Genomic DNA, 25,265 nt, shown 5'->3' with positions numbered 1-25,265 from the left:
GCTCATGCTCCGCGCAATTCATGCCAAAATGCTTTAATGAAACGGACCCCTGTAGGGATACTCTGAGCTTGAGTGTCGCCCGCAACGCGGGGATATTCGATGGTCGGAAACTCTGCGATTGAAAGCTTGTGCTTGAACGCTCTCATCGTCATTTGATATTCAATCGTATAATCGGGAGCATCCAACGCAAGAGTTCTTGCCGCCTCTCGTGTGATGGCCCGATACCCGTTTATTGAATCAGTGACGAAAGTACCTTTTCGGCGGAAACACAGATTCGCGCCGATGTTGAACGCGTTATTGGCCCACTTACGTAACTTAAGGAATTGGTCATCCTCCTCGTTCTTTGCGCCGGCCATCATACGTGATGCAATCACGAGGTCAAAACCTTGCTCAAGCAGGGGGCGGAACTTCGGTAGATCCTTAGGATCTTCATTCCCGTCTGGCGAGAAGAAGATATATGCGTCGCTATCAACCTCATCAAAGGCAATTTGAAAAGCGTGTCCACGCCCACGGCGGCTCTGGCCGAGGACAGGGATACCGCGCTCCTCAAAGTACTCCTTCGTGCCGTCTGTTGATCCTCCATCAATTACGACGATTGCGTCAAAGCCGCTTTCTGGTCCGGGCTTTGGGAGCTGCGGAAAGACGATTTCGACGCAGGGACGCTCGTTACGGGTCAGAATGCAAAGAGTGATGTGCATTGGTAGTGTACCATTCGATTGTACGGCGCAGGCCATCGTCTAGGGAAACCTTCGCTTCGTAGTTGAGGATAGCTCGTGCTTTCGATGTGTCGCACGAGCGCCGCGGTTGACCTGTGATACCCGCAGGATCAAATTCAGGGCGGACCGTCCGCTTCAAGACTGTCGAGACGTGCGTGGCGATCGCTTCAGCAGTGTCCCTAATTGTGACTTCGCTTGCTGCACCGATATTAACAGGATCGGCTTCAGCGTGCCGTGCCGCGACCTCTATGAGACCTCGGGCAAAATCATCGACGTACAAAAAGCTGCGGGAATGAGATCCATCTCCCCAAACGGGAAATCGATCTCCAGTGGCCTCTAGGGCCTTACGAATTAGGGCCGGGATGACATGGGATGTCTCGGCCCCGAAGTTGTCCCGCGGACCGTAGCAATTGTACGGTCTGGCTACAGCAATAGAAAGTCCATATTCCTGGGCAGCCGCCCTACCAAGGAACTCTTCCATGCGCTTCGCCCATCCGTAGCCCGCGTTCGTCGGCTCGGGCTCGTCTCTGAATCCTTCCGTCTCTGGCGTTGGGATTGAACAGTGGCGCGGGTAGACGCAAGCAGAACTCGTCACTAGGTAACGATCCACACGGGCTTCGGCGGCAGCGCGCAGTGACGAGAAAAACAGTGTCATGTTGTCCATGAACATTGACGCTGGATGCGCGGCATTCCATCCAATGCCGGCAACACTTGCTGCAAGGTTCATGACAACCGAGGCCCGCCGTGTGGCCCTCAAAGCATCATCCTGTACAGCGAGGTCGCCAACGACGAGTTCTACTTCTCCTTGCAAGTGAGATAGGAATGGCGCGGAAGAGGAGCGTGTGAGCACTATTGGCTGGCTGCCAAGCGCAAGCAACTGCTCGACGACGTGGCTGCCCACGAAGCCAGAACCACCTAGAACGAGGACCCGACGTTCGGCAAAGAAAGTTCGGGTGTCGGGATGAAAATCCGCTGCTCCAACAGCGCTGCGGTAAATCATTGGACGATCCGGTGAAGTTGATTTTCTTCTTCGAGGTCTGCATCGACCATGATCTTGACGAGATCATCGAAAGAGGTTTTGGGCGCCCAACCGAGTTGCTGCTTTGCTTTGCTGGGATCGCCAATCAGCAGATCAACCTCGGACGGACGCAGGTAGCGGGGATCAAATTCGACGAACTCCTCCCAGTTTAGGCCAACGCGGCCAAATGCGCGCGAGAGAAAATCTTTGACCGTCCAGGTTTCACCCGTCGCAATCACGTAGTCGTCCGATTGATCCTGCTGCAGCATCAGCCACATGGCTTCGACATAATCCTTTGCAAAACCCCAGTCACGCTTTGCATCGAGATTACCCATATAGAGTTTTTTATCTTTTCCAGACAAGATGCGAGCCAAACCACGCGTGATCTTACGCGTGACGAAGGTTTCGCCGCGACGAGGGCTCTCGTGGTTAAAGAGAATCCCGTTGGAAGCATGCATGCCATAAGCTTCACGGTAGTTGAGAACCTGCCAGTAGCTATAAACCTTTGCACAAGCGTAAGGCGACCGCGGGTGAAACGGAGTGGTTTCACGTTGAGGCACCTCGGCCACCTCACCGTACATTTCGGAACTCGAGGCTTGATAGAACCGTATCTGCTGAGTTGCACCGATATTGCGGATTGCCTCCAGCATCCGCAGGGTACCCAAACCTACAACATCTGCAGTGTAGACGGGCTCATCGAAGGATACCCGCACGTGACTTTGCGCCCCTAGATTGTAGACCTCTTGGGGCTGAATCTGCTCGATAAGCTTCTCAAGGCGGCTCCCATCCGTCAACTCACCGTAGTGAAGGATGACACGAGCGTCCGAATCGTGAATATCCTTGAAAAGATGGATGATACGCCCCGTGTTGAAGGAAGATGACCTACGGATAATTCCGTGAACCTCGTATCCTTTCTCAAGCAACAGCTCTGTCAAATACGAACCATCTTGGCCAGTTATGCCTGTGATCAACGCACGCTTCATGCGAAGTACTCCCCAACACTTTCCAAAATGAATTGAATATCTTCTTCACCCATCATCGGATGGGTACCCCAATAAAGCCCACAGTCCATTACCCTGTTGGCCCCACTTAGATCACCAGAGACCTGATGCTCGAAATGGCGCAGCGCTGGCTGACGTGCGAGATTGCCACAGATGACTGGGCGGGTCTCGATGCCACGAGCTTCGAGGTATTGTTGCAAGCCATTTCGCTCCTCGGGCGACCGGCACAGGACTGGGTAGCCGAATGGAGCAGGATGACAGCGTTGATCAAATACCATCGGCAAGACGGCGCCTTGAGCACGCAGTGACGCCAACCCATCATCGAGCTTCCGCGCGATTCTGCGGCGGCTTTCATTGAATCCGTCAAGTTTCGTGAGCTGCACCAAGCCGATAGCGGCATTAATCTCAGTGGGACGCAGATTGAATCCAGTCGTAATAAACAGAAACCGAGGGTCGATGTCTGGATTGGCAGCAGCATAGGTGTCCGCGCTTTCCATGTGCCTCACCCAGCCATGGGCCCTCACCGCCCGCATTAAATCCGCCAATGCGTCATCATCTGTCACAACCATTCCACCTTCGATTGTCGTGATGTGATGAGCGAAATAGAAGCTGAAGCTCGCCAGATGGCCGAATGAACCAACCTGCTGATTGTCCCAGAGAACCCCGAGGGATTCACAAGTATCTTCAAATAGCCAAAGCCCATGCTGATCCGCGATGCGCCGCACCGCTGGAACATCAACGGCACCGCCCAGAACGTGAACAATCGCAATCGCGGAGGTCCGCGGCGTTATTGCGGCCTCGATCGCTTCGGGTTGCATCTGAAGCGTTAGGGGATCGCAATCAACAAATACGGGGATTGCGCCGGCTTGGATAAATGGCCATACGGTTGTGGACCAAGTGAGGGCCGGCACAATAACTTCAGAGCCGGCCTCAATCCGACGACGACCGTTGTCAAGCGGGCACAGCGGATTAGCGAGCGTAAAAGTAGCCAGAAGGTTGGCCGACGAGCCTGAATTGACCATGATGGCATGCTTTACGCCAATATATTTCGCGAATTCTGCCTCGAACTCCCGGCAGCGCCCCCCCATGGTCAGGAACCCAGAGTCAAGAACGGCTTTTGCAGCATCGATCTCCTCAAGAGTCATAGTATTAACGTTCAGAGGAACACGGATTTTCGGAATGGACACCATCATAACATCCAGTATTTTGCGCTGTGCCTGTTAGCGACAAACTCGCCTTGCTCTAGTTTGCTCCGCCTACGGATGCAAGTGCCAATCTACCCAAGCCCACTCCGTTTTACGAATGATTGAGCCCATCACAGCAGCCGCATTTTAAGCAGGGCTGTTTAACCAAGTATTTAAGTGTGCTGAAACATAGTCTATCCTAGGATATATTGAGGTGTTATTCGTATCTATACCTTAGAATGCTTATTTTTTCTTCATGTTAATCGTTGGGGGTAGGTCAACCGCTTGCCTGACCGGACCTTAACAACCAATTGAAATTGGCGACATACCTCAGGTATAGGAAGAGCCGCATGCGTTCCGGTTTGAACGCCCCATTTCTTGTGGCATAGATTTCGCTCCGCACTCGGGAATAACATGATTGCTTTTGCTGGTAGGCTTGGGCGCAGCCTTTATCCATATGGCTCCTTCGTCGCCTACCTATGTCTTATCGCCGCGGCGGCGCCATTTGCTCTTTCCTACCACCGAGCAGTACCGGCTTGGGATGAGCTATTTTTTCTTCATAACGCGGTATGTGTGAACCAAGCGGTTCTATCTGGATCGATCCCAGGTCTTGATGCCTGCTTTGCTGAACTTGCAAAGTCGCCTCTCATGGCCTTGGCACTCATTCCGGCGGGCCCTCTGCACGGTAATCCGGGATCGCTGGGATTGGCATCCGTTGTGCTAGCATTAGCCATGTTTGGTGTAGCAATCGGCCTTGGACATATGGCATCCCGGTTGAAGGTCCCGGTTTGGGCCGTCGCATTAGTCAGCGTCTCAATTCTTATGACGCCATCCATCTTAGGGGCAGGCGCCCCGCTTTTAGCAGATGGCATCCTAGCATTTATTGTTGCGTGCACACTGCTCCTGCCAGTACTGGAGACACAGCGCGAGACGGCTAATGCTTGGAGCCGAGGAGTGTCTTGGGGGGTACTCTTCGGACTGGGCGCTACATTGAAGCTCAGCTATTTATTTTTCGCGGGACCGGTTTTCCTCCTGACGGCCCTCCTTTCCTTTCGGCGTGTTGGCCTGCGCACCACGGTGTTCAAGATCCTTGTAGCAGTCCTGGTCGCGTCGCCCGCTCTTCTTGTTCTAGCCCGTTACGGCAGACAATATCTCCAGCACGCTCAGAATTTCTCGTTTGGCAGCTTGGCCGAATATTATACTGACGGCGTTTCACGCTGGCTTTTTGTCTCGCAACAGCTTGATGAGAATGCTGTACCGCTCCTAATCATGGCCGTTTTCGGAGGGGCCGCCGTCTGGCGCTGGCGTCACGACCCTGTACGTGTCGCAACCGGACTGACGGTCGCAGGAATGGCTGTTCTCTTCGATTTTGTTGCCGCGGGAAGTCCTAACAAAGATCTGAGGTTTTTCTGGCCAGTCTGGGTGAGCCTGCCGATGTGCTTCGCAGCAGCCATTCCGCCCAGAACCAGCCGTAGTTCGGTGACACGATCAAGCGCTGCGATTGGCTGGGCGATGGCAGTGGCAGTTCTACTATCCTTGCCGATGCACTCGCGAATGGACCTGCGCGCCGTCGAGCAGGCGCGCGCTGCACTTGAACTTGCCCAACAGAATGGAGCCAAAAGCTTTGGTATTGCTGCGGACACTGCCGCGGTGAATGTTGAAACCTTTATCCTTGCATGGCGTCTCAATCGCGCCCAGTTCGGCGATATGCGAATATTCACGGTTGTGTATGATGTCATGCAGGGAAAGGATGCTCAGACATCTCTCGCCCGTTTAACTTCAGCTGACGTTGCTGCATTTTTTCAACCAAATGGCTCCTCGCCCGAATGGGCCAATCGGAATTTTCCCGAATTTGTTCCGCAATTGACGTCGCCACAGCGTGAGGTGATTAATCCGCCAGGAGCCGGGCCAATTCGATTGTCATTCCCACGACATTGAGCCCAGAGCAGTGCTCATCGGATTCAACACCCGCTTATGCACCTTGGGCAGACATGCCAATCTCATGATAGCATTTAGTGCCTTTCTACATGAAAACTTGAAGCGCCCGGGGAAGGGTTCATCTCCATGCCCCCGTTGGGAGTCATCACGGCCGGATCGTTAAAAGCGGTTCGGACTCATTACTGGGTTCTACATTCTCTGCGCATTGTGAGGCCCATGGGACCTCTCTATTGCCAAGCTGAGCAAGCCCGCGACAGCAAAAGGCTACGCGGCTTGGACGGCAATGAAGCGCTCATCTGCCTCCGTTGCCCGCCATGCCCCCATCAGGCGAGACGGATCCAGGGTCAACCCTTTCTGAGAGCTTGGCATGAGGTGGCGGTCAGGTAGGATTATCCTCAGAGGCTCAATACAAGCTACTGGAAGAAATACCGGGACTCGGAAACGCCACATCTTGTAGGCCAGCATGCCTGCGTCCAGCACCGAGCAGCCCATGACTGAGGCGAGCTCCGCCAGGGCATCAGGCAGGCGTGCGACCAAATCGAGGTTTCGGAACTGACGATTCACCACGCCTGAAGCGCGTCTCTGCTGCTCTCCATGAACAGATGAAACCGAGGATGACGAGACTGTATAATCGTACAGCGCTTCTTCGACCATCGCTGGCTTGAAGAACCGCAACCAGATGCCCCAGAGGGCATAATCCTCACAATGACTGCTTGCAGGATTGTGGGAGTAGCCCCCAAGCATCGTGTAGATATCGCGGCGCGCCAAGACGCTCCCATGTGGGAACGGGCATCCCACATCTACGAAAAAACGCAAAATTCCTGTCCAATCTCCGGGCCTAACATGGGATTCGAGAGGATCTCCCTCCGGAGTAACCAAGGTCATCCCGGTTGCTGTGATTGCAAGGTCGTGATCTGCTGCCATAAGATCGAGTTGCTTCTTGATCTTAGTGGGAAGCCAACGATCATCGGCATCCAATCGAGCAATGAGGGGAAACCGTGCTTCGGAGAGGCCCCGATTGAGCGTGTAGACAAGGCCTTGATTCCTTCGGTTGCGGATGAAGCGTATCCTATCAAGATCGATGTCACCAAGTTTTCGCAGAACACGCTCGATCTCCATCGCACTACCATCATCGAGGACAAGAACTTCGTAATCGTCTCGGAATTCCTGCTGCCGGATAGAGTCAAGTGCCCGACGCAGCAGCCGAATGTCCTCAGATCCAATGTCTCGAAAAAAGACTGGCAAGAGAACCGATACAGCTAATTGACAATTGTCAGTCACAAGCGCCCCCTGCCCGCACAAAGATTTCACGGGCATCAATAAGATGCCCGATTTCCCATGGCTGAAGCTCCGATCGCTCGACGATATTGAAGTCGGCAAGATCCTTCAGAAATTGGCCAATCCCCAGTCTCCGTGCCGCCAAACGCCCGCGAGCCAGCACACGCTCGCGGCACTCTTCGTAATGCTCTGGATTCTGCTTCACGACGCGATTACCGTCCCCAATTATTCGGAATTCGCAGAGCACCTCGGGGCTGCAAGCAAATCGCCCACCCGCAGCGACCAATGCCAAGAGGAAGTCCCAATCCTCAAGATAGTCCATGTCCTCACGGAATCTCATGCCGCTCCGAAGGAGGAAATCCGTGCGCACAATATAACAGTGAATAGGAATGAAGTTCCCAGCTACTAAGCTCGCAATCGGCAGCAGCTCAAATCCCTCAATTGCAGGTTCCCAAGGAACCCGTTTGTTAGAAAGGCAGACTGCGACATCCGCGGCGCTCAAACTCAGTAGTTCTAGAAGTTGAACACCGAACAGTGGGTAAAGAATATCATCATCATCGAGAAAACAGAAAAACCCGAACAGGTCGCCATTCTCTCGCAAATAGTCCAAAGCCACGTTGAGCGGGTAGCCCCGCCGGCGGGTTATATCATCAGCATGCAGAACAACGGCGTCGTTGGACAATGCATGCACCCAGCGCTCAACTTCCTCGAACGTTGCATGACTACCATGCACAACGACACACGGGGTAATCGGCACGCCCTGCTGCGTGACCGACTGGATCGTTTCACTTAGCAGTTCAAGTCGACGCCCCTGGGTCCTAATAATGCAAAGCCCTCGCTGTTTGATAGTGGATCGAGTCGGTACTAAAGCTGAGGCGGGCAGAAGTTCGTCGACGAAGTTACGAAGAAAACTGCGACGAACCGATGTCGCAATTCGCTCTTGTCGCTGGAAGCTACCAACAGACTGCGATGCGCCATGCCAGCGATATTTGTAGAGGTATTCAGGAACAAGGAGCAAAGGCTCGCGAAGCGCTGCTCGCAAAGCGAAATCATAGTCCTGGCATCCGGAATACTCCACCTTGTAGTACCCGATCTCATTAATGAGGTCTCGGCGCACTGCCTTGAGATGGCCTGCCAGCATGCCTCGGTGGAACATCGTATCGGGCGATGCCTCATGTCGTCGATATCTTAGAATTCTATCCTGCTCATCGATATCGATGATGGCGGATGAAATGTACCGACATTGAGGGAATGTCCGAATGTAGTGATCCAGAACAGCGGTAGCGTTAGGCTGAATCAAATCGTCGCAATCAAGAAACAGTAGCCATTCAGAGAGAGAAGCCTCAATGCCCTCATTGAGTCGGTTCGTGATACCCTTGTTGGCCCCATCAGAGAGAATCTTGACGAACGGGCGCGTGCTCTGGGGTATCATCTCCAATATGTCATTTCCCAAACAGCTGGGATCATCATTTACAATGAGCCATTCAATCCGTGTGACCCCGGTTGCTTTCACATCGCTCTCAATAAGAGCGCCGACGGCACGTGCGCAACGGGAAAAAAATTCCTTGTGCTTAAAATAAGGCGTTACAACTGAGAAAGTTGGAATAGCACTGCTTGAAGGTACGTCTTCGCAAGCTTTATGCGATGCCAAGAGTTCAGCGAGGAGTTGCTCCGGAATGATCTTCTGGAAGAGATCAGGCGCGCTTCCACTCGCCGGGAGATATTGGCTGACTAGAACCGTTCCACGGTGGTAATTCTTATCGCTTTCAACCTGCTCCTCCCGCAGGCCGGAACGGGGGTAGAGCCGCTCATGATTTGCAAGCTCCCGACCACCGTACCAACCGGTATTGAACACTCCATCGGCTTCTGTTCCGTCAACTCTATCATCGGCAAGGATCACCCGGCCCAAGTGCGTCCCAGATAGGGCTTGAGTTGGCTGAAGCTTCTGACTTGTGATAGGTGCGGTGCGCTGTCGTTCTTCCAGCAACATTTTTAGGCTTCTCGCTTCTGTACGACTTGCGCGTTCATTGATTGAGAGATCTCTTTCTGCTGTTCTGCAACTATAAAGGCTACGAACGGATTGAGCCCCCAAACACTAAGCATGGGATGATCGGCCAGATAGCCCGTAGTATCGAAATTTGGATTCGGATTGCGCCCCTCAGCCGCACCGAATTCAAGATAATGCCGAATGGGATCGACACCTGAAGCCACTACGTCGGGGTAGGTCCTAAGATACCACTGCACATCAAATTTACCAGAACCGGCTATGAGCCGCGCGAGCCGATCAACGTTCCGCCGATCCCACCAACTCCGGAGCTTCGAGGGAAGAAGTAGTCGGACCAGTCGACGACGACGGCTCATCCGGCGTAAGAAAAACGCGCGCCGCAGCTTTGCTACAAGATTCTTATTGTACGCCAGTTCGTGCGCACCTTGATCGGAGGCGCGCTTCTCACCGATCAAAATACCGGCTTCCCGCTCCAGCTTCGCCGTTTCCTCCGCAGCACGTATGGAGGCTTGAAAGGCCTCCCGCTGCGCTGTCAGCAAGCTCTCATACTTATCCTTAAGCTTCTGAAGCTCTACTTCGAGCGTCAGCTTATGATCTCGAAGTTGGGTTTCGAGTGCCTGCTTCTGATCGCGAAGTTGGGTTTCGAGTGCCTGCTTCTCATCTTGCAACTGCGCCTCGCTATAACGAAGCAGTTCCAGGCCAGCAGCAAAGTCTTGTTCGGCTTCCAGCACCGTTGAGTATTGCCTCACCTGATCCTCGGCAAGTTTGCGAAAATAATTATAATCTGCCATGAGCCCCTGCCCCTCTGAATGGACTTTGCTTTGCCCTCGACTGTCTCATAAAGTGCTCCTATAGCCGCGGCAACAGCTCATCAAGATTGTTGGCTATCGAGAAAATGTTCTCTCCGAAGTGTACGAAGTCCCGATCCAGGTCAGCAATTGCTTTGAGGAAGGGCAAAGCCACTTTCTGCCGTGGGAGCATCCAATCATGCAACTCAACAATAATAATTGGCGTCTTCCGGATCCACTCGATGTTCTTCTTGAAGAGTTCCTTTTCTCCGCCTTCAATATCAATTTTGACAATAAATGGGAAAGCTTCCTCTTCATGCTCAGCGAAGATCTCATTTACTGTAATGCAATCGACTGTATACTGCGAATCGTCAGTCGGCCCTGCCTCTTTAGTTTGGAATGCCCAGAAACCTTCACCAGTATCAACGACGATGGCCTGATGTGGCGTGGCGGCTAGCGCACATGGAATAGGCAACACTTGCAGGCCATGAACATTATTGAAAAGCAGGGCAAAGTTCGACGGCTCAGGCTCGATCGCGACAATTAGTGCATCTTGACACTGGGCCGCGAGATAAATTGACGTCAGGCCAATATTTGCTCCAGCATCGATGATCAGGGGACGCTTACGACTCTGGCGGGCCTTGCTGAGAAAGGCTTTTAGCTCACCAACACGCTTCAGCCGGCTAATATCAAAAGCCTTATCAACGAAGATTTGGCCGACGACCTCCGTATCGGACGTGTTAGGTCGCACAAAAATTTCTCGCACAGATTGACCATAGGAGATTGTCATCGATTCAAGGTGCATGGGGCTCAAGCTTTCTAACCTCCTTGATCAACTCACCGAGGTTCGAGCTTACCCGTACTTTCAAATAAAAAGAGTATCAACCATCTTGGTGCCGCTACATTATGTTGTAGCACATATTGCCTTACTGGCGCAAGCTAATGCTCGCCTTGGGACACTAAATCCAAGCGTTTTAACCAATCTTGAATTACCATCACACCGGATCACCAACTCGGCGCAGGTCACCGCCACTTTTGGACCGACACACTTAAGAGCCCAGTACTCTGGGTTACTAAAGCGAATTGCGGGCTGGTCTGAATCCAAAGCAATGGGTTGAGCGTTTGAGAGGTATTGGTGCAGGAGGCCTACCATGCCCCAGCCCTATTCTGCCGATCTGCGCGAGCGTGTTCTGGTGGCCTACGAGCAAGGAGAAGGCAGTCAGGTGGTGATTGCCCGCCGTTTTCGCGTCTGTCCGGCCACCGTCTGCAACTGGATCCGTCAAGCCAGCCACGAGGGGCGCCGCGGCCCCAAGCCCCACCGCGGCGGACCGGCTGGTCGACTGGGCCCTCCTGAGCTTTCGCTGCTACAGGCGCTCGTGGCCAAGACCAACGACGCGCGCCTGGACGAGTATGCGGAGCGTTTGTTCAGGCTCACCGGCAAGCGGGTCAGCCGTTCGGTGATGTGCCGCACGCTCCAGCGGCTTAAGCTGCGTCCGAAAAAAGACGCTTCGGGCGGCCGAGCAGGAGCGGCCTGAAATTGCCGCCGAGCGCGAGGCCTTTCGCCAGCAGATGAGCACGCTGCCCGTGGAACGCCAGGTGTGCCTGGATGAACGCGGGGGGACGACCAAGATGGCCCGTACTCATGCGCGAGCTCCACGCGGGCAGCGGGCGTACGGCAGTATTCCGCTCGGCTCGGGGCCGCGGCTGACGGTGTTAGGAGCACTGGCGTATGAGGGCCTGATCGCCACGATGAGCATCGAGGCATCCACCTCGACCTCCGTGCTACTGGCTTACCTCGAGCAGGTGTTGGTGCCAAAGCTCCGGCAAGTGAAGCCGGATGCCATCCTGGTCATGGACAACCTGCGCCCGCATCGGGCCACGGAAGTGGGAGAGTTGCTCGCCCGAGCCGGGATCGGACTGCTGGACTTGCCCCGCGACTCGCCCGAGTTCAATCCGATCGAACAGGCCTGGGCCAAGATGAAGGAGCGGCTCAAGGCCAAAGCCGCACGCACCCTTGAAGCCTTGGAGGCGGAACTCAAACCAGCCCTCGACACCATCACCGCAAAGGATGCCCGAGGCTGGATCAGGCATGCCGGCTATGTCCTACACTGATCCGCAAATCGCTTTAGAACAGACAACCTCACAGGCGCACGAAAGCGACCGCCCGATTGTATCGGTGGTCGTCTTGATGTGATGTGCAGAATGGCGCGATGATGCCCAGGACTGAACGTTTGCCTTCGTCTAGTCGCGGGTGCTACTCGGCTCCACTATTCACGCTAAGAGAAATTGATGACAGCAGAGACCATCCAGGCCAAACGAGCCAAAGTGATTGAGAAGTACGGTCCTTGGACGGCTCACGATATCAATCTGGGCCATGGGGTCAGCACCATGGATAAGGGACTGCATCAGCAATGGCGGGTTGATTGGATGTCTCGACTTATCCTCCAGTTTGGTGGCAGTTCACGCATGCGACAAGCTGGTGCATTCCTTGACCAAATCGGCTTCTCCTGGCTCTATAGGATCTAGGTCTTCAAGCATAAGCATATCTTGGATCTTGCGTGCTTGGAGGGGTTGTTCGCGATCGAGTTCGCCCGCATGGGTTCCCCGACGACAGGGCTTGAGATCCGCGATGTCCACTTGGCCAAGGCAGAGTTCGCTCGCAAGATCCTCAACCTGAGCAACTGCGGTCTCGTTCAAGGTGAGGTGCAAAAGATCCCCGCCAGCCTTGGCCAGTTCAATGTGATCATATGCACAGGAATCCTATATCATCTTGACTTCCCGGATTGAGTCACCTTCATTCGAGACATGGCGCGGCGCAGCGACGACCTCGTCATCGTCGATAGCTACTTTGCCTACGACCACATCAAGAACTCAGTTCTGCCCCTGACCGAAATGCGATCCTACGAATTCGATGGGCGGATCTATCGCGGCCGCGCCATCATCGAGCATGCTCAGCACGTCACAGCCGAGGAGAAGGCAACGCAACACGTCTGGGCGTCGATCGACAACGAAATCAGCGTATGGCTCGATGAGCGGGATGTGGTTGGGATCATGGACGAGGAAGGCTACAACCTTGCGCAAAAAGCCTACCCCAACGACGATTACCGTCAGAATAATCCGGATCGTCCGACACTGGTGTTTAAGCGTCGCTAACCCGAGACGTGGCCGAAGTCTGTCCACGTCCCGGACTCGGGCGCGGGCGTGCCGTGCGTGTCCTTACTCGCAATCTCGTGATGTGAACAAGCCACCCGGAGGCGGCTAGGTGTGAGTTCTGATCACGTTGCTCCGGCGACGGCCTGAGCTGGTATTCGTCGTCCGAGACTACCGTGCGGGCGCTGCTGACTGTACTAAGTCAGCCACCGCGGCAAGATCGGCAGCTCTGGCCTGAGATGAACTGAACGGGATCGCGTAGGCCTATTCCCGCAGGAGCATCTGGATGGAGCGCTCGGCCTTGCCATGGTCTTAGGCGTGTAAGGCCTCGTGCGGATGTGCCGGGTCTTGAGCATCCGCAGTGCTTTTCGGAACAGCCGCGCCACGTAACCTGATCCACTGTCCGTAATCACCCGCAAAATCTGGCTCCCGCGCGCTCTGCGGGGGTCTCGCCTGGCAAAACTTCGACATAGGCCAGCCGAGTGGCATCATCGATGGCCACATGAAAGCAATCGTGGCCAGCGCACGTGCTAGGGTTGCGCTGGTCACCTGTGATGCGATGGCCTATACCCTCGAAGCGGGCCAGTTTCTTGATATCCAGGTGGATCAACTCGCTAGGATGCTGGCGCTGATAGCTGCCCGGTGGTTCCTGTGGCTCCAAGGCCGTCAGGCGACCCTAGCCGCGCCAGGTGAGACAGGCCGCCACGGTAGAGCGGGCCAGCTTCAGGTTGCTGGCGATCTCATTTGCTGTGAGCCGGTACTCCCGTCGCAGCGTCTCGATCAGGCTGATCTAGTATTCGGCCGTGCGATTGGCAACGGTCTTGAGGCAGGACGGGCGGTTGGCCAATCCGCTAGGCCTTTCCGCTCAGTAGCGGGCCAGCCACTTGCGGGCGGTGCGCTCGCTGATGCCAAAGCGGCTGACCGCCCCCAAACAGGCGGCGGATCATTTCCGCTCGACCCAAGAAAGTCGTGCGTGCATTCTGGTGCGGGTTGTTCATTCCTCAGATTCATCAGGGGTCGTGTCGCAACGACCACCTTCACGCCCTCAGACGGGATCAACTACGTCCTCAGATCTCAGACCTAGTGACACGTTGTTGAACAAGATTGCAGGCCAGACTTCTCGCAGCCCGTCGGCCTGTGGTATGGGCCGGTATGCGCGACCGACTTATGATCTTTTTCATCCTGCTAGCTGCCCTGCTTCTCTCGCGGGCTCCTTTCCTCAACCAGATTCTGATCGGTGAGGAGGGCTCCTTTGCAGCTCTCGTTCTAAGTGCTGTTCCGGCGTCGCAAGTCACGCCAGACGGGATGCCTCAGATGCTTATCGGCAGCATTGGGGAGGAGCCAGTCTATTACCCTTTCCAGCGCAACATTACTCCCTACCTTCTGATCGAGAAGACAGCCGGAGCGCCATTGCGGGCTCTTGGCGTGCCAATGGCGGATCCTCAACAGAAGACAATCGCTGCGCGGCTATCCTATTTTGCTTTCTTTCTAGTTGGTACCGCTGGGCTTCTGTGGCTGGCCGCGAGATCATGGCTCGGCGTCGCTATTACTGTATTCGCCCTTGGCACCCCACTTGCGCTCGGCGCTTCGATCCAGCCTCAGATTGACGGCAGCACCGGCGTCGCCCTTGTGGGTCTCAGTTGCCTACTGCTCCTGGGTAGCTCACGAACACCCTCAAAGGTTGCATTAGTCCTCGCCGGGTTCTTGATCGCCATGGGAAGGCACGAACTCTCACTGGCATTCGGCGCTGCCGCCCTAACAACTTTGTCACTGCAGTGGATGTTTAAGTCACCTTTCCGTCGACAGATCGCTCTATTCAGTACCGGACTCGCAGTGGGAATCTTGACCGCAATCCTAGTCTCACCGGCAGACTATGCCATGGGTTACACAACCATGGGGCGTGTCTATTCCACCCCTTCTAGCCGGTTGAGTGCGGTATGGGCACAGTTCGTGTTCGTATGGCCGGTATGGCTCCTCATGGCAGTCGCCCTGGCCGCTGTCGGATGGAACCGCCGCGCTATCCTCAAAGATCGTCCAGAAATCATCCTCGTGTCTATAGGCGCAACCGCAATTACATTCGGGTTCGCTATCAGTGGCTGGTCCGGAGATGGTTTCCCCCGTTACTACGTGCCCGCTCTCGTTGCTTTCGCTTATGTGCTGGTCTCAATCCAACGGTACTTGCCTACACTTCCGGCTCCGCTGGCCCGCACTGCGGTGGCTTGTTTCCTGATTGGGGCGGTCGTAAATGCGAGGGCATTGGCACAGAGCTGGGTATCGGGCGCTTCGATCACGAGCATTCCGGGAGTCTCTACGCTAGCCGTGAGGACCCAGCTTGCAGCCACGGCCACTCGGACACGAGCAGATGGCACAATCGCCCTCGAGCAAGCGTCCTTGTGGATTTATCATCCTAGAGTGGACTTCATCGGGGCTGATATGGGAGCCGAGGGCGCTCGAACGCTTATAGAGGAGCGTTATCCTGATCAGCTGGGACGCCTCTCGATTCCATAAGACACCAAACTAGAGCGTCGGACCTTGAAGTGGACGCACCACTGGCGGCTTCGAGATGGCTCCAGGATTGCTGAGATGCAAAACTCATTGGATCCGACTTCTCGTCCGGCACTCTAAACTTCATTATCAAGCCTCCGCTACACACCGCAGAGTGACGGCATCAATTTCGGGCATAAGTGGGTGGAAAAAGCCGCTCGGAGGCGGCTCACTTAAAGGAATCTGACAGCCTGCGAGTTAATCGCCGATGCGGCGCATCAGGATTGGCCCACCTCGCAGCACCAGTTCGGCTCCCAGCGCTACCAATAGCGCAAGCAGCACGAGTTCTGGCAAAGCCGTTCGGATAAAATTAATCTGAGCTGAGGCAACAGCCAGCGTAGCTGCTGCGATCAGGAATGGCAGTAGCGTTATCACCGCCGGTCCCCGCATAGCAGCAATGTATCCGACAGAAACCAATAACACAAAGATCGATCGACGGGTCATATGTGCCCAGTACGCAACCGGGTATCCGGCATGCGTGCGCGGGTCACGCTATTAGCACTACAGTTGCACCTTCTGAAGATGGGCTCATAATCTGCTGATCTGACCCAGGAGGCTGCCATGACGGGTGTGCCCATCGAGCAGATGCTCGAGCTCTGGTGTGTGGAGTTGCGTCAGGTCAAAGCGGATCTCCAATCCTTGTTTGCTCACCCGGGTGTCGGCGCCTCAGCGGCTGCTTTCCTCGACGGATTGTTGGGGCCGGAGCGGCGCAAGACCGGCTGGATACGGGCGGAAACCGCAGGCGACTCGGGCCCCTGGCGTCAGCAGGCGGTGCTCGGGCGCAGCCAATGGGACGCGGATGCTCTGCGGGACATGGTGCGCGACTATGCTCTTGAGACGCCCGCCGCGCCCGGGGCCGTGCTGGTGATCGACGAGACCGGCTTTCTCAGGCAGGGTCAGCACTCGTGTGGCGTCGGTCGGCAGTACACCGGATCAGCGGGCAAGATTACCAGCTGCCAGGTTGGCGTGTTTGCCGCTTATGTCTCGGACAAGGGCTGCGCCTTCATCGATCGCCAGCTGTATCTGCCGCAGGACTGGACGAACAAGCCGGAGCGTCGGACCGCCGCTCATGTGCCCGACAACCTCCACTTCGTCACCAAGCCGCAGATCGCCGCACAGATGATCGAGCGCGCGATTGCCGCCGGTGTGCCGTTCGACTGGGTGGCCACCGACACGGTCTATGGTATCGGTAAAGTGGAGATGCAGCTGCGCCGGGCCGGCAAGTGCTATGTGCTGAGCGCCCATGCCACCGATCAGTTCTCGTCCTGGATCGACAAACCCGCAGTGGCCGGCACGGCCGAGAAGATTGCGCAGGCTCTTGCGCCCGAGGCTTGGACGCGCCTGTCGGCGGGCGACGGCACTAAGGGAGCACGCCTGTACGACTGGGCTTATCTCGAACTCGCTGATCTTGAGGCGGAGGAGTACAACGAGGATCTCACCGGCCTGTGGACCCGTGGCCTGCTGATCCGACGCAGCCTCAGTGATCAGGACCTGGCGTTCTTCTCGACCTGGTGTCCGGCCGGCACGCCGATCGAGATCCTGGTGCGGGTGGAGGGCCAACGCTGGGCGATTGAGGACGCGTTTGAGACCGCCAAAACGGAGTTGAGCCTGACGCATAACGAAACCCGCTCGTGGCAGGGCTGGCACCGGCATGTGTCACTGGTGATGCTGGCGTGTGCCATGATGGCGGTGGTGCGCGAGCGCGCCAACACGCTCACGTCACCCCAAAAAAGAAACGACGAAGCCAAGCTGCAGCGCTGGTACGCTGGTCTGTCCAGGAAATCCGCCGCGTGGCCACACGCCTCCAGCAACACCAGATCGATTTTGCCCTCGTGATCGCCTGGTCCGCGTGGCGCCGCGCGCATCAGGCGATGGCGCAGGCCTCTCATCGCAAAGGAAAGGTGCAACTGTAGTGTTAGAGGCTGGTGAGCAATTATCTTTCTTTTCGCGTGAGACGGCGCAGCAGGATGCGGCTCATAGCGAGATAGAGCAGCATCTCGCCGGTTTCGACGAGCCGCCCATAATTCTTGGCCAGCCGTCGGTTGGTGGTTAGCCAACCGATGGTCCGCTCCACCACCCATCGGCGTGCGAGGACTTGAAAGCCGCTCGGGCGCGTCGGCGGCTCTGCGTCAATCCGCATCCAGGTTCCGCCGCTCCACCAATGCCGCGGAATGGACAGCTTCCATCCAAGCGCTCTGCGCAACCAGTCCTTCAGCCCTAGATAAGCCGTGTCGGCCCACATCAACTCAATGCCGGAAACAGATGCTGCAACCCTTCCAGCAGGAGTTCGGCTCCGGTGCGGTCGTGGATTGCTCACCAGCCTCTAGTATGACACCAGGCGGTAGAGGACCTGCTTCGGATTAGTGGAGAGCAGTTTCGCCGTCCGACCACTCGTCTTGGCTAGCCGGACCGACGCATCCCAGAATTCCCGCGTATATTGTCGGTGCTGTTGGGGCATGGAGTAATCCCTAAATGATAAGAAGTGCTCTCCAGTCTCCCGAAGCAAGGCCGAACGGACCATCGTAGAGGATTGAGCTATAACAAGTCCATTGCCTGGAGCGCATTTCTAATGTGATCGAGACGAGGTCCCGATGCAGACACGAGTTCGACCGTCTTCTGAACACCAACTCGCAAGGAAATGATCGAATCCTCCGAGTGCGTTTCGACGGCAGATGCTCGGGCAATCGAGAAGCTTCGGAGCTTTACACCCGCTCTGCATGCGAGCGTGAATACCCGGCACCGACTGCAAGCTTCATCAGCGACTAAGATAATGTGATGCCCTGCGGCTAATTTGCTGGCAAGCACAATAATGTCTGTCCATTCTCGCGATTGACGCACCTGTCCAGGCCCGTGGATTCTCACAACAGGCAGATCGGGATCTTCCTCTTCTGGCGTCCAAAGGATCTCTCCGAAACTGGGCATCTCGACATCAGCGAAGAGGCGCTGGCTAATGTAAGCTCCCCACCGTTCCATGAACCGCCGATGGTTCTCGATCGTGACCTCATCAAGTCGTCGGCGATCCCACACCTCACTCGATGTGGCATTCTCATAATGGACCACGGTCACGTCAGTGCAAAGATATGTAAAAAGGCCTCCTGAGCGAAGCCTGAACATCAGGTCAGCATCTTCGAAATACGCAGGGTCAAATAGGGGATCGAACCCACCAGCACGCAGGAAAACATCGCGACGGATCAAGAGGCATGCAGCTGAACAGTAGTCTACAATGTGCGGGCCATTCATGGAGATTACATGAGCTGACGCATCGGCCTTTCCGTGTTGGATTGACCACCCATCAGGGCGGATATAAGCGCCAGCTTCCTGCAGTCGCCCATCAGGATAGATGAACTTGGGACCAACTGCACCAGCGCAATACGCATTGTTCAGTGTGTCCAGAAGGGGCAGAATATACCCAGCCGGAACAATCACATCATTATTCAACAGGAGCAATGTCGCGCCGCGAGCGAACTCCGCGCCAATATTATTAGCCTCCCCAAAGAACAGGTTCTGCTTCAACTCTATCAAGTGAGCTTGATAAGTCGCACATACTTGTCGAAGAGAGGATATCTGATCTGCATCGCTCCCATTATCAATGACGATAACTTCGTACGTCACTCCGAATGTGTTTTCAGCAATGCTTCTTAAACAAGTTAGCGTAAGTTCGGATTTATTCCAGTTAACGATAATAATAGAAACATCTATATTTAGATCTGAGCGATTATGATCACGCATGTGTTCACTCACTTCGCCGACGCAAAGTCAATTTACCTCGCAATATAACCGATGCTCGGCGAAATGGTGCAGTAATTCTCCAACTCGTTGATGTCATAACTGCATCGTAAGCAGACCTCGAACTCTCCAAAGCTCTCTCAAGTTCTTCAATCCGGAATCGAGCTTCTGAGAACACGCTCTCCTGCTGAGCGATGGAAGCACGAAACCGCTCAAACTCGGCCATGTTGTCGGATAGTACTGCAGTCACAAGGTTAGCCCTCGCTTGCGACCGTGCAAGGCGATCTTTGAGATCTTCCATTGATCCGGGTCCATTCTCGTTCACGTCAGTCTCATGGCAGCAAAGTCGACAGGCTAATTACAGCTCGTGCGACTGTAGCTGTGCTAGGAGCGAACGCCCATACTTCGTTTTGACGAGCTTGTTCGCCGCTACTTCGAAACTCCCGCGATCAATCCAGCGCTGCCTAAAGGCAATCTCTTCTGGGGATGCAATTAGCTGGCCCTGCCGGGATTGCAGAACACGAACAAACTCCCCAGCCTCCAGAAGAGACTCGTGCGTGCCGGCATCCAGCCAAGTGTACCCACGCCCGAGGCGCTCTACATAGAGGCTGTCCTGACGAAGGTACACATTGTTGAGATCGGTGATTTCCAGCTCGCCGCGCGCGGAGGGTTTAAGGCTCTTAGCGATGTCGATCACCTGCTCATCATAGAAGTACAGGCCGATCACCGCCCAGTGGGATCGGGGAACTGCCGGCTTTTCCTCAATGGAGGTGGCACGGCCACCGCCGTCGAAAGCCACAATGCCGTAGCGTTCTGGATCCTCGACCCGGTAGCCAAAGACGGTGGCGCCCTCACGGCGCTGATGCGCCTGCTGCAGCACTTCGGTCAAGCCATGGCCGTAAATGAGATTATCGCCTAGAACGAGACAGGACGGATAGCCGCGGACGAAATCCTCGCCGATGATGAAGGCCTGTGCTAGACCGTCGGGGCTCGGTTGAATCGCATATTCTAGCCGAATGCCCCACTGTTTGCCTGTCCCCAGAAGCTTCTTGAACGAGGCCTGGTCTTCAGGCGTCGTGATGATCAGGATGTCTCTGATCCCTGCCAGCATAAGCGAGGTCAGCGGATAGTAGATCATAGGCTTGTCATAGATCGGCAGGAGCTGCTTCGATGTTGACAGCGTCAGTGGATGCAGGCGTGTGCCCGATCCTCCTGCCAGGATAATCCCCTTTCGATCCATTATGCTCTCCTGTAGGTCTTGCTCTCTTGCTGCTGGGGCCTGACGCATCAAGCGCCCACTCCCAGCCTCTCACCGCGGTACACTCCTGAACGGATCCGCTCCCACCAAGGCCGGTTCTCCAGATACCAGAGCACCGTCTTGGCCACTCCAGTCTCGAAGGTTTCCTGCGGCACCCAGCCGAGATCCTGACTGATTTTGCTTGGATCAATGGCATAGCGCTTGTCGTGTCCAGGACGGTCGCGCACGAAGGTGATCAGGGTTTGGCGCGGGCCAATTCGCACATCCGGCGCAATCTCATCAAGGATCGAGCAGATAGCCCGGACAACTTCCAGGTTGGTCTTCTCGTTATGCCCACCGACATTGTAGCTCTCACCCACTTGGCCATTCAGAGCAATTAGAGCCAATGCCCGGGCATGATCCTCTACGTAGAGCCAATCCCGCACGTTCGACCCGTCACCATAAACCGGCAGAGGCTTGCCCTCCAGCGCATTGATGATGACCAGCGGCATCAGTTTCTCAGGAAAATGATACGGGCCATAATTATTGGAGCAGTTGCTCACGACTGTTGGAAGGCCGAAGGTATGGTGCCAAGCACGCACCAAGTGATCGGAAGCAGCCTTGGAAGCAGAGTAAGGCGAGCGCGGATCATAAGCCGTGCTCTCGGTGAAATAGCCTTCGTCTCCCAGCGAGCCGAACACCTCATCGGTGGAGATGTGATGGAACCGGAAGGTACCCTTCTCCGCCCCCGACAGGGTCTGCCAATACGCGAGCGCCGCTTGCAGCAGGGTATAGGTGCCGACCACATTGGTTTGGATGAATTCACCCGGCCCGTCGATGGAGCGATCGACGTGGCTCTCGGCCGCCAAATGCATGATAATGTTTGGGCGGTAGGACGAAATCACCTCCCGCATTTTTGAGCCATCCAGGATATCCGCATGGACGAAACCATAGCGAGAGTTGCTCGCAATGGGCTGGAGCGAGTCTAGATTGCCAGCATAGGTGAGTTTGTCCACTACGAGCACTTGGTGCTCTGTCGCGCCAATCAGGTGGCGCACGACGGCCGAGCCAATAAAGCCCGCGCCGCCGGTAACGAGAATACGCTTGGAGATCGACGTGAGAGACATGGAAAATCCTAAGGCTTGCGTCAGACCGGCGCCGGAGTCTGGTAGCGGAACGGTGACACGAAGTCGGAAAAGCCGGGTAATATTTTGTCTTTGTCAGAGAGAACGGCCTCGGCCGGCGTGATTGGCCATGTGATGCCGAGTGCCGGATCGTTCCAGGCCAGACCCGCATCGCACTCAGGTGCGTAGTAGCCGTCCACCTTGTAAGCGACCTCGGTATTCGTTTCCAGTGTGCAGTAGCCATGAGCAAAGCCATGTGGCACGAACAGCTGCTCGCCGCCCTCGGCTGTGAGAGTCTTGCCGACCCAGTGCGCATATGTCGGCGATCCCACGCGCAGGTCGACAGCGACGTCGAAGATGCTTCCGCGCAGAACGCGAACGAGCTTAGCCTGAGGGTTAGGAGGACGCTGGAAGTGCAGGCCCCGCAACGTGCCTTTCTGAGCGGAGAAGGCCTGATTGTCCTGAACGAAGACGATTTCGCCTAGCACCTGAGCAAAGGAGCGCGCGCTGTAGGTCTCAGAGAACCAGCCGCGCTCATCGCCGAAGCGGCGGGGGGTCAGCAGGATTACATCCCGGATTGCAGTCGGCTCAACAGATGGATTCAGCATACGTCAGGTTCAATCGCGATAAAGACAGTTCTTAGACTGAGGTCTGTACTGATAGTCATTCCTTAAGACAACTCGAATGAGCAAACCCAGACATTGTGGGAGCGCGCAATATTGGCTCAGTGCGCCACCACAAGCAGCTTTGCCATGTGTATCTTTATAACAATAATTGAGCAGAAGCTTTTTCGGAAGAGCCCAAGCTCTAAGTTCTTCGTTGACCAAAGTGTCGCCTCTAGATCCTGCCTTCTGTTGAATCATATTAGCACCGCGCAACATTCATAGGTCAAAATTCCTAGAACTGACATTATGGAAAGGCTCGTGTAATCCATTCAGCCAGATGCGGAACGGACTGAAAAATCCAATGATGACCAATCAATCAACGCAACTCGGGTCGACGATCGTTGGCCATGAGGTATTAGAGCTCTACCAAAGCCGTAACGCTACCGTTGGGATCATCGGCCTCGGCTACGTGGGGCTGCCGTTGGCGCTCACCGCAGCTCAAGCCGGTTTTTCGGTGCTGGGCTTCGATATCAATCCTTCCTACGTTGATCGCCTGAACCACGGTGAGAGCTACATCAAGCACATTTCCTCCACTGCCGTAGCTCGGGCTGTAGCCGCGGGACGCCTTGAAGCGACGAATGACTTCAGTCGCCTCAGCGAACCCGATGCCATCTTGATCTGCGTGCCAACGCCGCTCACGCAACATCGCGAGCCAGATTTGTCGTTTGTGAGAGATACCGCTGTGGCAATCGCGGCAAAGTTGCGCGGCGGACAGCTTGTTGTGCTCGAATCCACGACCTATCCCGGAACGACCGATGAGATACTTAAGCCGATCCTTGAGGCCACCGGCTTAAAGAGCGGAAAAGACTTCTTCCTGGCTTATTCCCCGGAGCGGGAAGACCCCGGCAATGCGACTTTCGGTACCTCGACAATCCCGAAAGTCGTCGGCGGTGACGGGCCTGAGGCGCTTGCCCTGGCCAATGCACTTTATAGACAGCTGGTCATCGAGACCGTTCCAGTCTCCACCGCCGCAACAGCGGAAGCCGTCAAGCTGACGGAAAACATCTTCAGGGCTGTCAACATCGCGCTCGTCAATGAGCTGAAGGTGGTCTATGCGGCGATGGGCATCGATATCTGGGAGGTCATCGACGCCGCCAAAACCAAGCCCTTCGGGTTCATGCCATTCTACCCAGGGCCCGGTCTGGGAGGCCACTGCATTCCCATCGACCCATTCTACCTGACCTGGAAGGCGCGGGAATACGACATCACGACCCGATTTATCGAACTCGCCGGGCAGGTGAACACCCACATGCCCTATTATATCGTCGAGCGTCTGGTAGAGGCTGTCGATCGGAGCGGCCGACCGTTCACCGGCTCTCAGGTCCTGGTGCTGGGCGCCGCCTACAAGAAAAACGTCGCCGATATGCGGGAGAGCCCGTCTCTAAAGCTCATTGAGCTGATTGAAGCACGCGGAGCAAATGCAGACTACCACGATCCTCATATTCCCGAATTACCACCGACCCGCCAACACGGAACCCTGACGGGACGGCGGTCCGTGCCGCTCACCCCGGCCACCGTGCCGCACTATGATGCTGTCCTGATTGCGACCGATCATGACGATGTGGATTACCGTCTTGTCGTTAGCCACGCGAAGCTTGTCCTTGATACTCGCAATGTCTGCGCAAGAGCCGGCATCGTGGATCCCAAGGTTCTCAAGGCTTAGCCCGGGTATGCCTAGACTCCTTGAAGAGCCTGTTCGGAGATTTCTCGGTCGGATGCGGAGCAAACTCGTGCTCTTGGCATGGAACCGCAAAGCCATCAGCAAAGTTGATGGTGCAGACTTTTTTCACACGTCGGGGTCCCATGGACCTCTAGGAGTCCCCCATGCCGACAGCCATCGCCATAGAAGCCAAGCCCCTTGAACTCCGCGGGATCGGAAGTGGCTTCTTTCACCTCTACCTTGTCAAAACGGTCACTGATGAACAGGGCAACATTCTTTCAGAAAAGGTGATAAGGGGCACGGCCGGAGGAGAGGGTGATCTTGAAACACTGGTTGACGTCGATCTGGCCTCCTCGCCCGATAGAAGAGGCTCGGACACCCTTGAGGAGCGACATCACACGCCTCTCGATCTTGCAGGAAGAAATGCCGATGATGTCTGGGACGTCATGGTTCAGCACGCCCGCAACATCGACAGGGCCGACCTGGACTACAGCGTCGATATCTTCAAGGAACTCCCTGGGGGCGACTTGAACAGCAACTCTGTCGTTGCATCAGTTCTCCACACAGCCCGAATCGACTGGGCAGAAGCCCTTCCGTCTGGCATCAGCAGGTCAGAAGCGCCTCTGGTCGGCCAGCTCCAGTACATGGATGTAAACGACGTTCTTCGCGGAACAGACAACACCGACTACATCTTGGGCGGCGTTGGCACCGACAGCATCTCCGGGTTCGGGCAGGATGATCTCTTGTCCGGTGAGAGCGACAATGATCGTCTGTCGGGCGGCACGGGCGAGGATAGTCTCCTTGGCGGAACAGGCAATGACCGACTTTTCGGCGGAGACGGGAATGATATCCTGCGTGGCGGTTCGGGGGGAGACGCGTTCATCTTTCATACAAATCCACAAGCCTCGGCAGGCACGGATATCATCCGAGACTTTTCTGTTGTCGACGACTCGATCTGGTTGGATGACAAGGTATTTACGACCGTAGGCCCGGATGGCCGCCTGAAATCATGGGTCTTCTGGACAGGCACTGAAGCTCACGATGCGACCGACCGTGTTATCTATGATCGTAGCAGCGGCACACTCTACTATGATCCGGATGGTACGGGCGCGACAGAGCAGGTTGCGGTGGCGAAGCTCACGTCTGGGCTGAAATTGTCTTACGCGGATTTCCAGGTGATTTAGCCGGAGCCACGGAAGGACATCAGACTAGAGCCGGAGCCATCTCCGTT

At 55.6% G+C, this 25,265-nt stretch carries 24 protein-coding genes; 10 read left to right on the top strand and 14 right to left on the bottom strand.

Annotation, left to right across the window (positions count from 1 at the left end; all coding sequences use genetic code 11):
- Positions 1–2: 2 nt before the first annotated feature.
- The 4 genes from KHP60_RS12385 to KHP60_RS12370 are packed head-to-tail and all read right to left on the bottom strand — an operon-like array spanning position 3 to position 3,925.
- Positions 3–698, bottom strand: a complete 696-nt coding sequence (locus tag KHP60_RS12385) for a glycosyltransferase family 2 protein (protein WP_213564490.1) — start codon at positions 696–698, stop codon at positions 3–5.
- On the bottom strand, positions 667–1,716 hold the full coding sequence (locus tag KHP60_RS12380) for an NAD-dependent epimerase/dehydratase family protein (protein WP_213564488.1): 1,050 nt from the start codon (positions 1,714–1,716) through the stop codon (positions 667–669). The genes KHP60_RS12385 and KHP60_RS12380 overlap by 32 nt, the downstream gene beginning before the upstream one ends.
- Positions 1,713–2,717: a GDP-mannose 4,6-dehydratase gene (gmd, locus tag KHP60_RS12375; RefSeq protein ID WP_213564486.1), complete on the bottom strand. Its 1,005-nt coding sequence runs from the start codon at positions 2,715–2,717 to the stop codon at positions 1,713–1,715. The genes KHP60_RS12380 and gmd overlap by 4 nt, the downstream gene beginning before the upstream one ends.
- Positions 2,714–3,925 carry a DegT/DnrJ/EryC1/StrS aminotransferase family protein gene (locus KHP60_RS12370; protein ID WP_213564484.1) on the bottom strand — a complete coding sequence of 404 codons (1,212 nt, stop codon included), beginning with the start codon at positions 3,923–3,925 and terminating at the stop codon, positions 2,714–2,716. Before KHP60_RS12370 ends, gmd begins: the two co-directional genes overlap by 4 nt.
- Before the next feature lie 408 nt (positions 3,926–4,333).
- On the opposite strand from KHP60_RS12370, the gene KHP60_RS12365 reads away from it, so the two are divergent.
- Positions 4,334–5,857: a hypothetical protein gene (locus KHP60_RS12365; RefSeq protein ID WP_213564483.1), complete on the top strand. Its 1,524-nt coding sequence runs from the start codon at positions 4,334–4,336 to the stop codon at positions 5,855–5,857.
- 264 nt (positions 5,858–6,121) lie between these two features.
- Here KHP60_RS12365 and KHP60_RS12360 read toward each other — a convergent pair whose 3' ends face one another.
- Genes KHP60_RS12360 through KHP60_RS12345 form a run of 4 tightly spaced genes read right to left on the bottom strand, consistent with a single transcriptional unit; the run spans position 6,122 to position 10,733 of the window.
- The gene (locus KHP60_RS12360) at positions 6,122–7,138 is read right to left on the bottom strand and encodes a glycosyltransferase (RefSeq protein WP_213564482.1); all 1,017 of its coding nucleotides are present in this window, start codon (positions 7,136–7,138) and stop codon (positions 6,122–6,124) included.
- On the bottom strand, positions 7,131–9,125 hold the full coding sequence (locus KHP60_RS12355) for a glycosyltransferase (RefSeq protein ID WP_213564479.1): 1,995 nt from the start codon (positions 9,123–9,125) through the stop codon (positions 7,131–7,133). Before KHP60_RS12355 ends, KHP60_RS12360 begins: the two co-directional genes overlap by 8 nt.
- Before the next feature lie 2 nt (positions 9,126–9,127).
- Positions 9,128–9,931 carry a hypothetical protein gene (locus KHP60_RS12350; protein WP_213564533.1) on the bottom strand — a complete coding sequence of 268 codons (804 nt, stop codon included), beginning with the start codon at positions 9,929–9,931 and terminating at the stop codon, positions 9,128–9,130.
- A gap of 58 nt (positions 9,932–9,989) precedes the next feature.
- A complete protein-coding gene (locus KHP60_RS12345; RefSeq protein ID WP_249688730.1) occupies positions 9,990–10,733 on the bottom strand; it encodes an FkbM family methyltransferase in 744 nt (247 codons plus the stop codon).
- Positions 10,734–11,079: 346 nt separating this feature from the next.
- On the opposite strand from KHP60_RS12345, the gene KHP60_RS12340 reads away from it, so the two are divergent.
- The 6 genes from KHP60_RS12340 (at position 11,080) to KHP60_RS12315 (ending at position 15,586) form a co-directional block, all read left to right on the top strand.
- Entirely contained in the window at positions 11,080–11,463 is a 384-nt protein-coding gene (locus KHP60_RS12340) for a helix-turn-helix domain-containing protein (protein ID WP_213564477.1), read from the top strand.
- 1 nt (position 11,464) lies between these two features.
- The gene (locus KHP60_RS12335) at positions 11,465–12,040 is read left to right on the top strand and encodes an IS630 family transposase (protein WP_311925025.1); all 576 of its coding nucleotides are present in this window, start codon (positions 11,465–11,467) and stop codon (positions 12,038–12,040) included.
- A gap of 177 nt (positions 12,041–12,217) precedes the next feature.
- Positions 12,218–12,454 carry a hypothetical protein gene (locus tag KHP60_RS12330; protein WP_213564476.1) on the top strand — a complete coding sequence of 79 codons (237 nt, stop codon included), beginning with the start codon at positions 12,218–12,220 and terminating at the stop codon, positions 12,452–12,454.
- 18 nt (positions 12,455–12,472) lie between these two features.
- A complete protein-coding gene (locus KHP60_RS12325; RefSeq protein ID WP_311925024.1) occupies positions 12,473–12,715 on the top strand; it encodes a class I SAM-dependent methyltransferase in 243 nt (80 codons plus the stop codon).
- A gap of 18 nt (positions 12,716–12,733) precedes the next feature.
- Positions 12,734–13,081, top strand: a complete 348-nt coding sequence (locus tag KHP60_RS12320) for a hypothetical protein (RefSeq protein ID WP_213564473.1) — start codon at positions 12,734–12,736, stop codon at positions 13,079–13,081.
- Positions 13,082–14,245: 1,164 nt separating this feature from the next.
- On the top strand, positions 14,246–15,586 hold the full coding sequence (locus KHP60_RS12315) for a hypothetical protein (RefSeq protein WP_213564472.1): 1,341 nt from the start codon (positions 14,246–14,248) through the stop codon (positions 15,584–15,586).
- Between the two features lie 234 nt (positions 15,587–15,820).
- Here the strand turns inward: KHP60_RS12315 and KHP60_RS12310 are convergent, their stop codons facing one another.
- The gene (locus tag KHP60_RS12310) at positions 15,821–16,066 is read right to left on the bottom strand and encodes a hypothetical protein (protein WP_213564470.1); all 246 of its coding nucleotides are present in this window, start codon (positions 16,064–16,066) and stop codon (positions 15,821–15,823) included.
- Positions 16,067–16,183: 117 nt separating this feature from the next.
- Here KHP60_RS12310 and KHP60_RS12305 point away from each other — a divergent pair, with 117 nt between their 5' ends.
- Positions 16,184–17,458: an IS701 family transposase gene (locus KHP60_RS12305; RefSeq protein WP_249688723.1), complete on the top strand. Its 1,275-nt coding sequence runs from the start codon at positions 16,184–16,186 to the stop codon at positions 17,456–17,458.
- A gap of 97 nt (positions 17,459–17,555) precedes the next feature.
- On the opposite strand, the gene KHP60_RS12300 is transcribed toward KHP60_RS12305, so the two are convergent.
- The 5 genes from KHP60_RS12300 to rfbC all read right to left on the bottom strand — a co-directional run bounded on the left by KHP60_RS12300 (position 17,556) and on the right by rfbC (position 22,317).
- The gene (locus KHP60_RS12300; protein ID WP_249688722.1) at positions 17,556–17,864 is read right to left on the bottom strand and encodes a transposase; all 309 of its coding nucleotides are present in this window, start codon (positions 17,862–17,864) and stop codon (positions 17,556–17,558) included.
- A 293-nt stretch (positions 17,865–18,157) separates the two neighbouring features.
- Complete coding sequence (locus KHP60_RS12295; RefSeq protein ID WP_213564469.1) at positions 18,158–19,351, bottom strand: glycosyltransferase family 2 protein; 1,194 nt, start codon at positions 19,349–19,351, stop codon at positions 18,158–18,160.
- Positions 19,352–19,706: 355 nt separating this feature from the next.
- Positions 19,707–20,588, bottom strand: a complete 882-nt coding sequence (rfbA, locus tag KHP60_RS12290; RefSeq protein ID WP_213564467.1) for a glucose-1-phosphate thymidylyltransferase RfbA — start codon at positions 20,586–20,588, stop codon at positions 19,707–19,709.
- 47 nt (positions 20,589–20,635) lie between these two features.
- Positions 20,636–21,712, bottom strand: coding sequence for a dTDP-glucose 4,6-dehydratase (gene rfbB, locus KHP60_RS12285; RefSeq protein WP_249688721.1), 1,077 nt, complete (start codon positions 21,710–21,712; stop codon positions 20,636–20,638).
- Positions 21,713–21,732: 20 nt separating this feature from the next.
- Positions 21,733–22,317: a dTDP-4-dehydrorhamnose 3,5-epimerase gene (rfbC, locus tag KHP60_RS12280; RefSeq protein WP_213564465.1), complete on the bottom strand. Its 585-nt coding sequence runs from the start codon at positions 22,315–22,317 to the stop codon at positions 21,733–21,735.
- 358 nt (positions 22,318–22,675) lie between these two features.
- On the opposite strand from rfbC, the gene KHP60_RS12275 reads away from it, so the two are divergent.
- Positions 22,676–24,037: a nucleotide sugar dehydrogenase gene (locus tag KHP60_RS12275; protein WP_283770702.1), complete on the top strand. Its 1,362-nt coding sequence runs from the start codon at positions 22,676–22,678 to the stop codon at positions 24,035–24,037.
- A 161-nt stretch (positions 24,038–24,198) separates the two neighbouring features.
- Complete coding sequence (locus KHP60_RS12270; RefSeq protein ID WP_213564464.1) at positions 24,199–25,218, top strand: calcium-binding protein; 1,020 nt, start codon at positions 24,199–24,201, stop codon at positions 25,216–25,218.
- Positions 25,219–25,265 lie beyond the last annotated feature (47 nt).

The sequence above is a fragment of the Microvirga sp. 3-52 genome (assembly GCF_018383585.1).
Taxonomy (GTDB): Bacteria; Pseudomonadota; Alphaproteobacteria; order Rhizobiales; family Beijerinckiaceae; genus Microvirga.
Note: the sequence above shows the minus strand (reverse complement) of the source record. Positions and strands in the feature narration are given on the sequence as shown.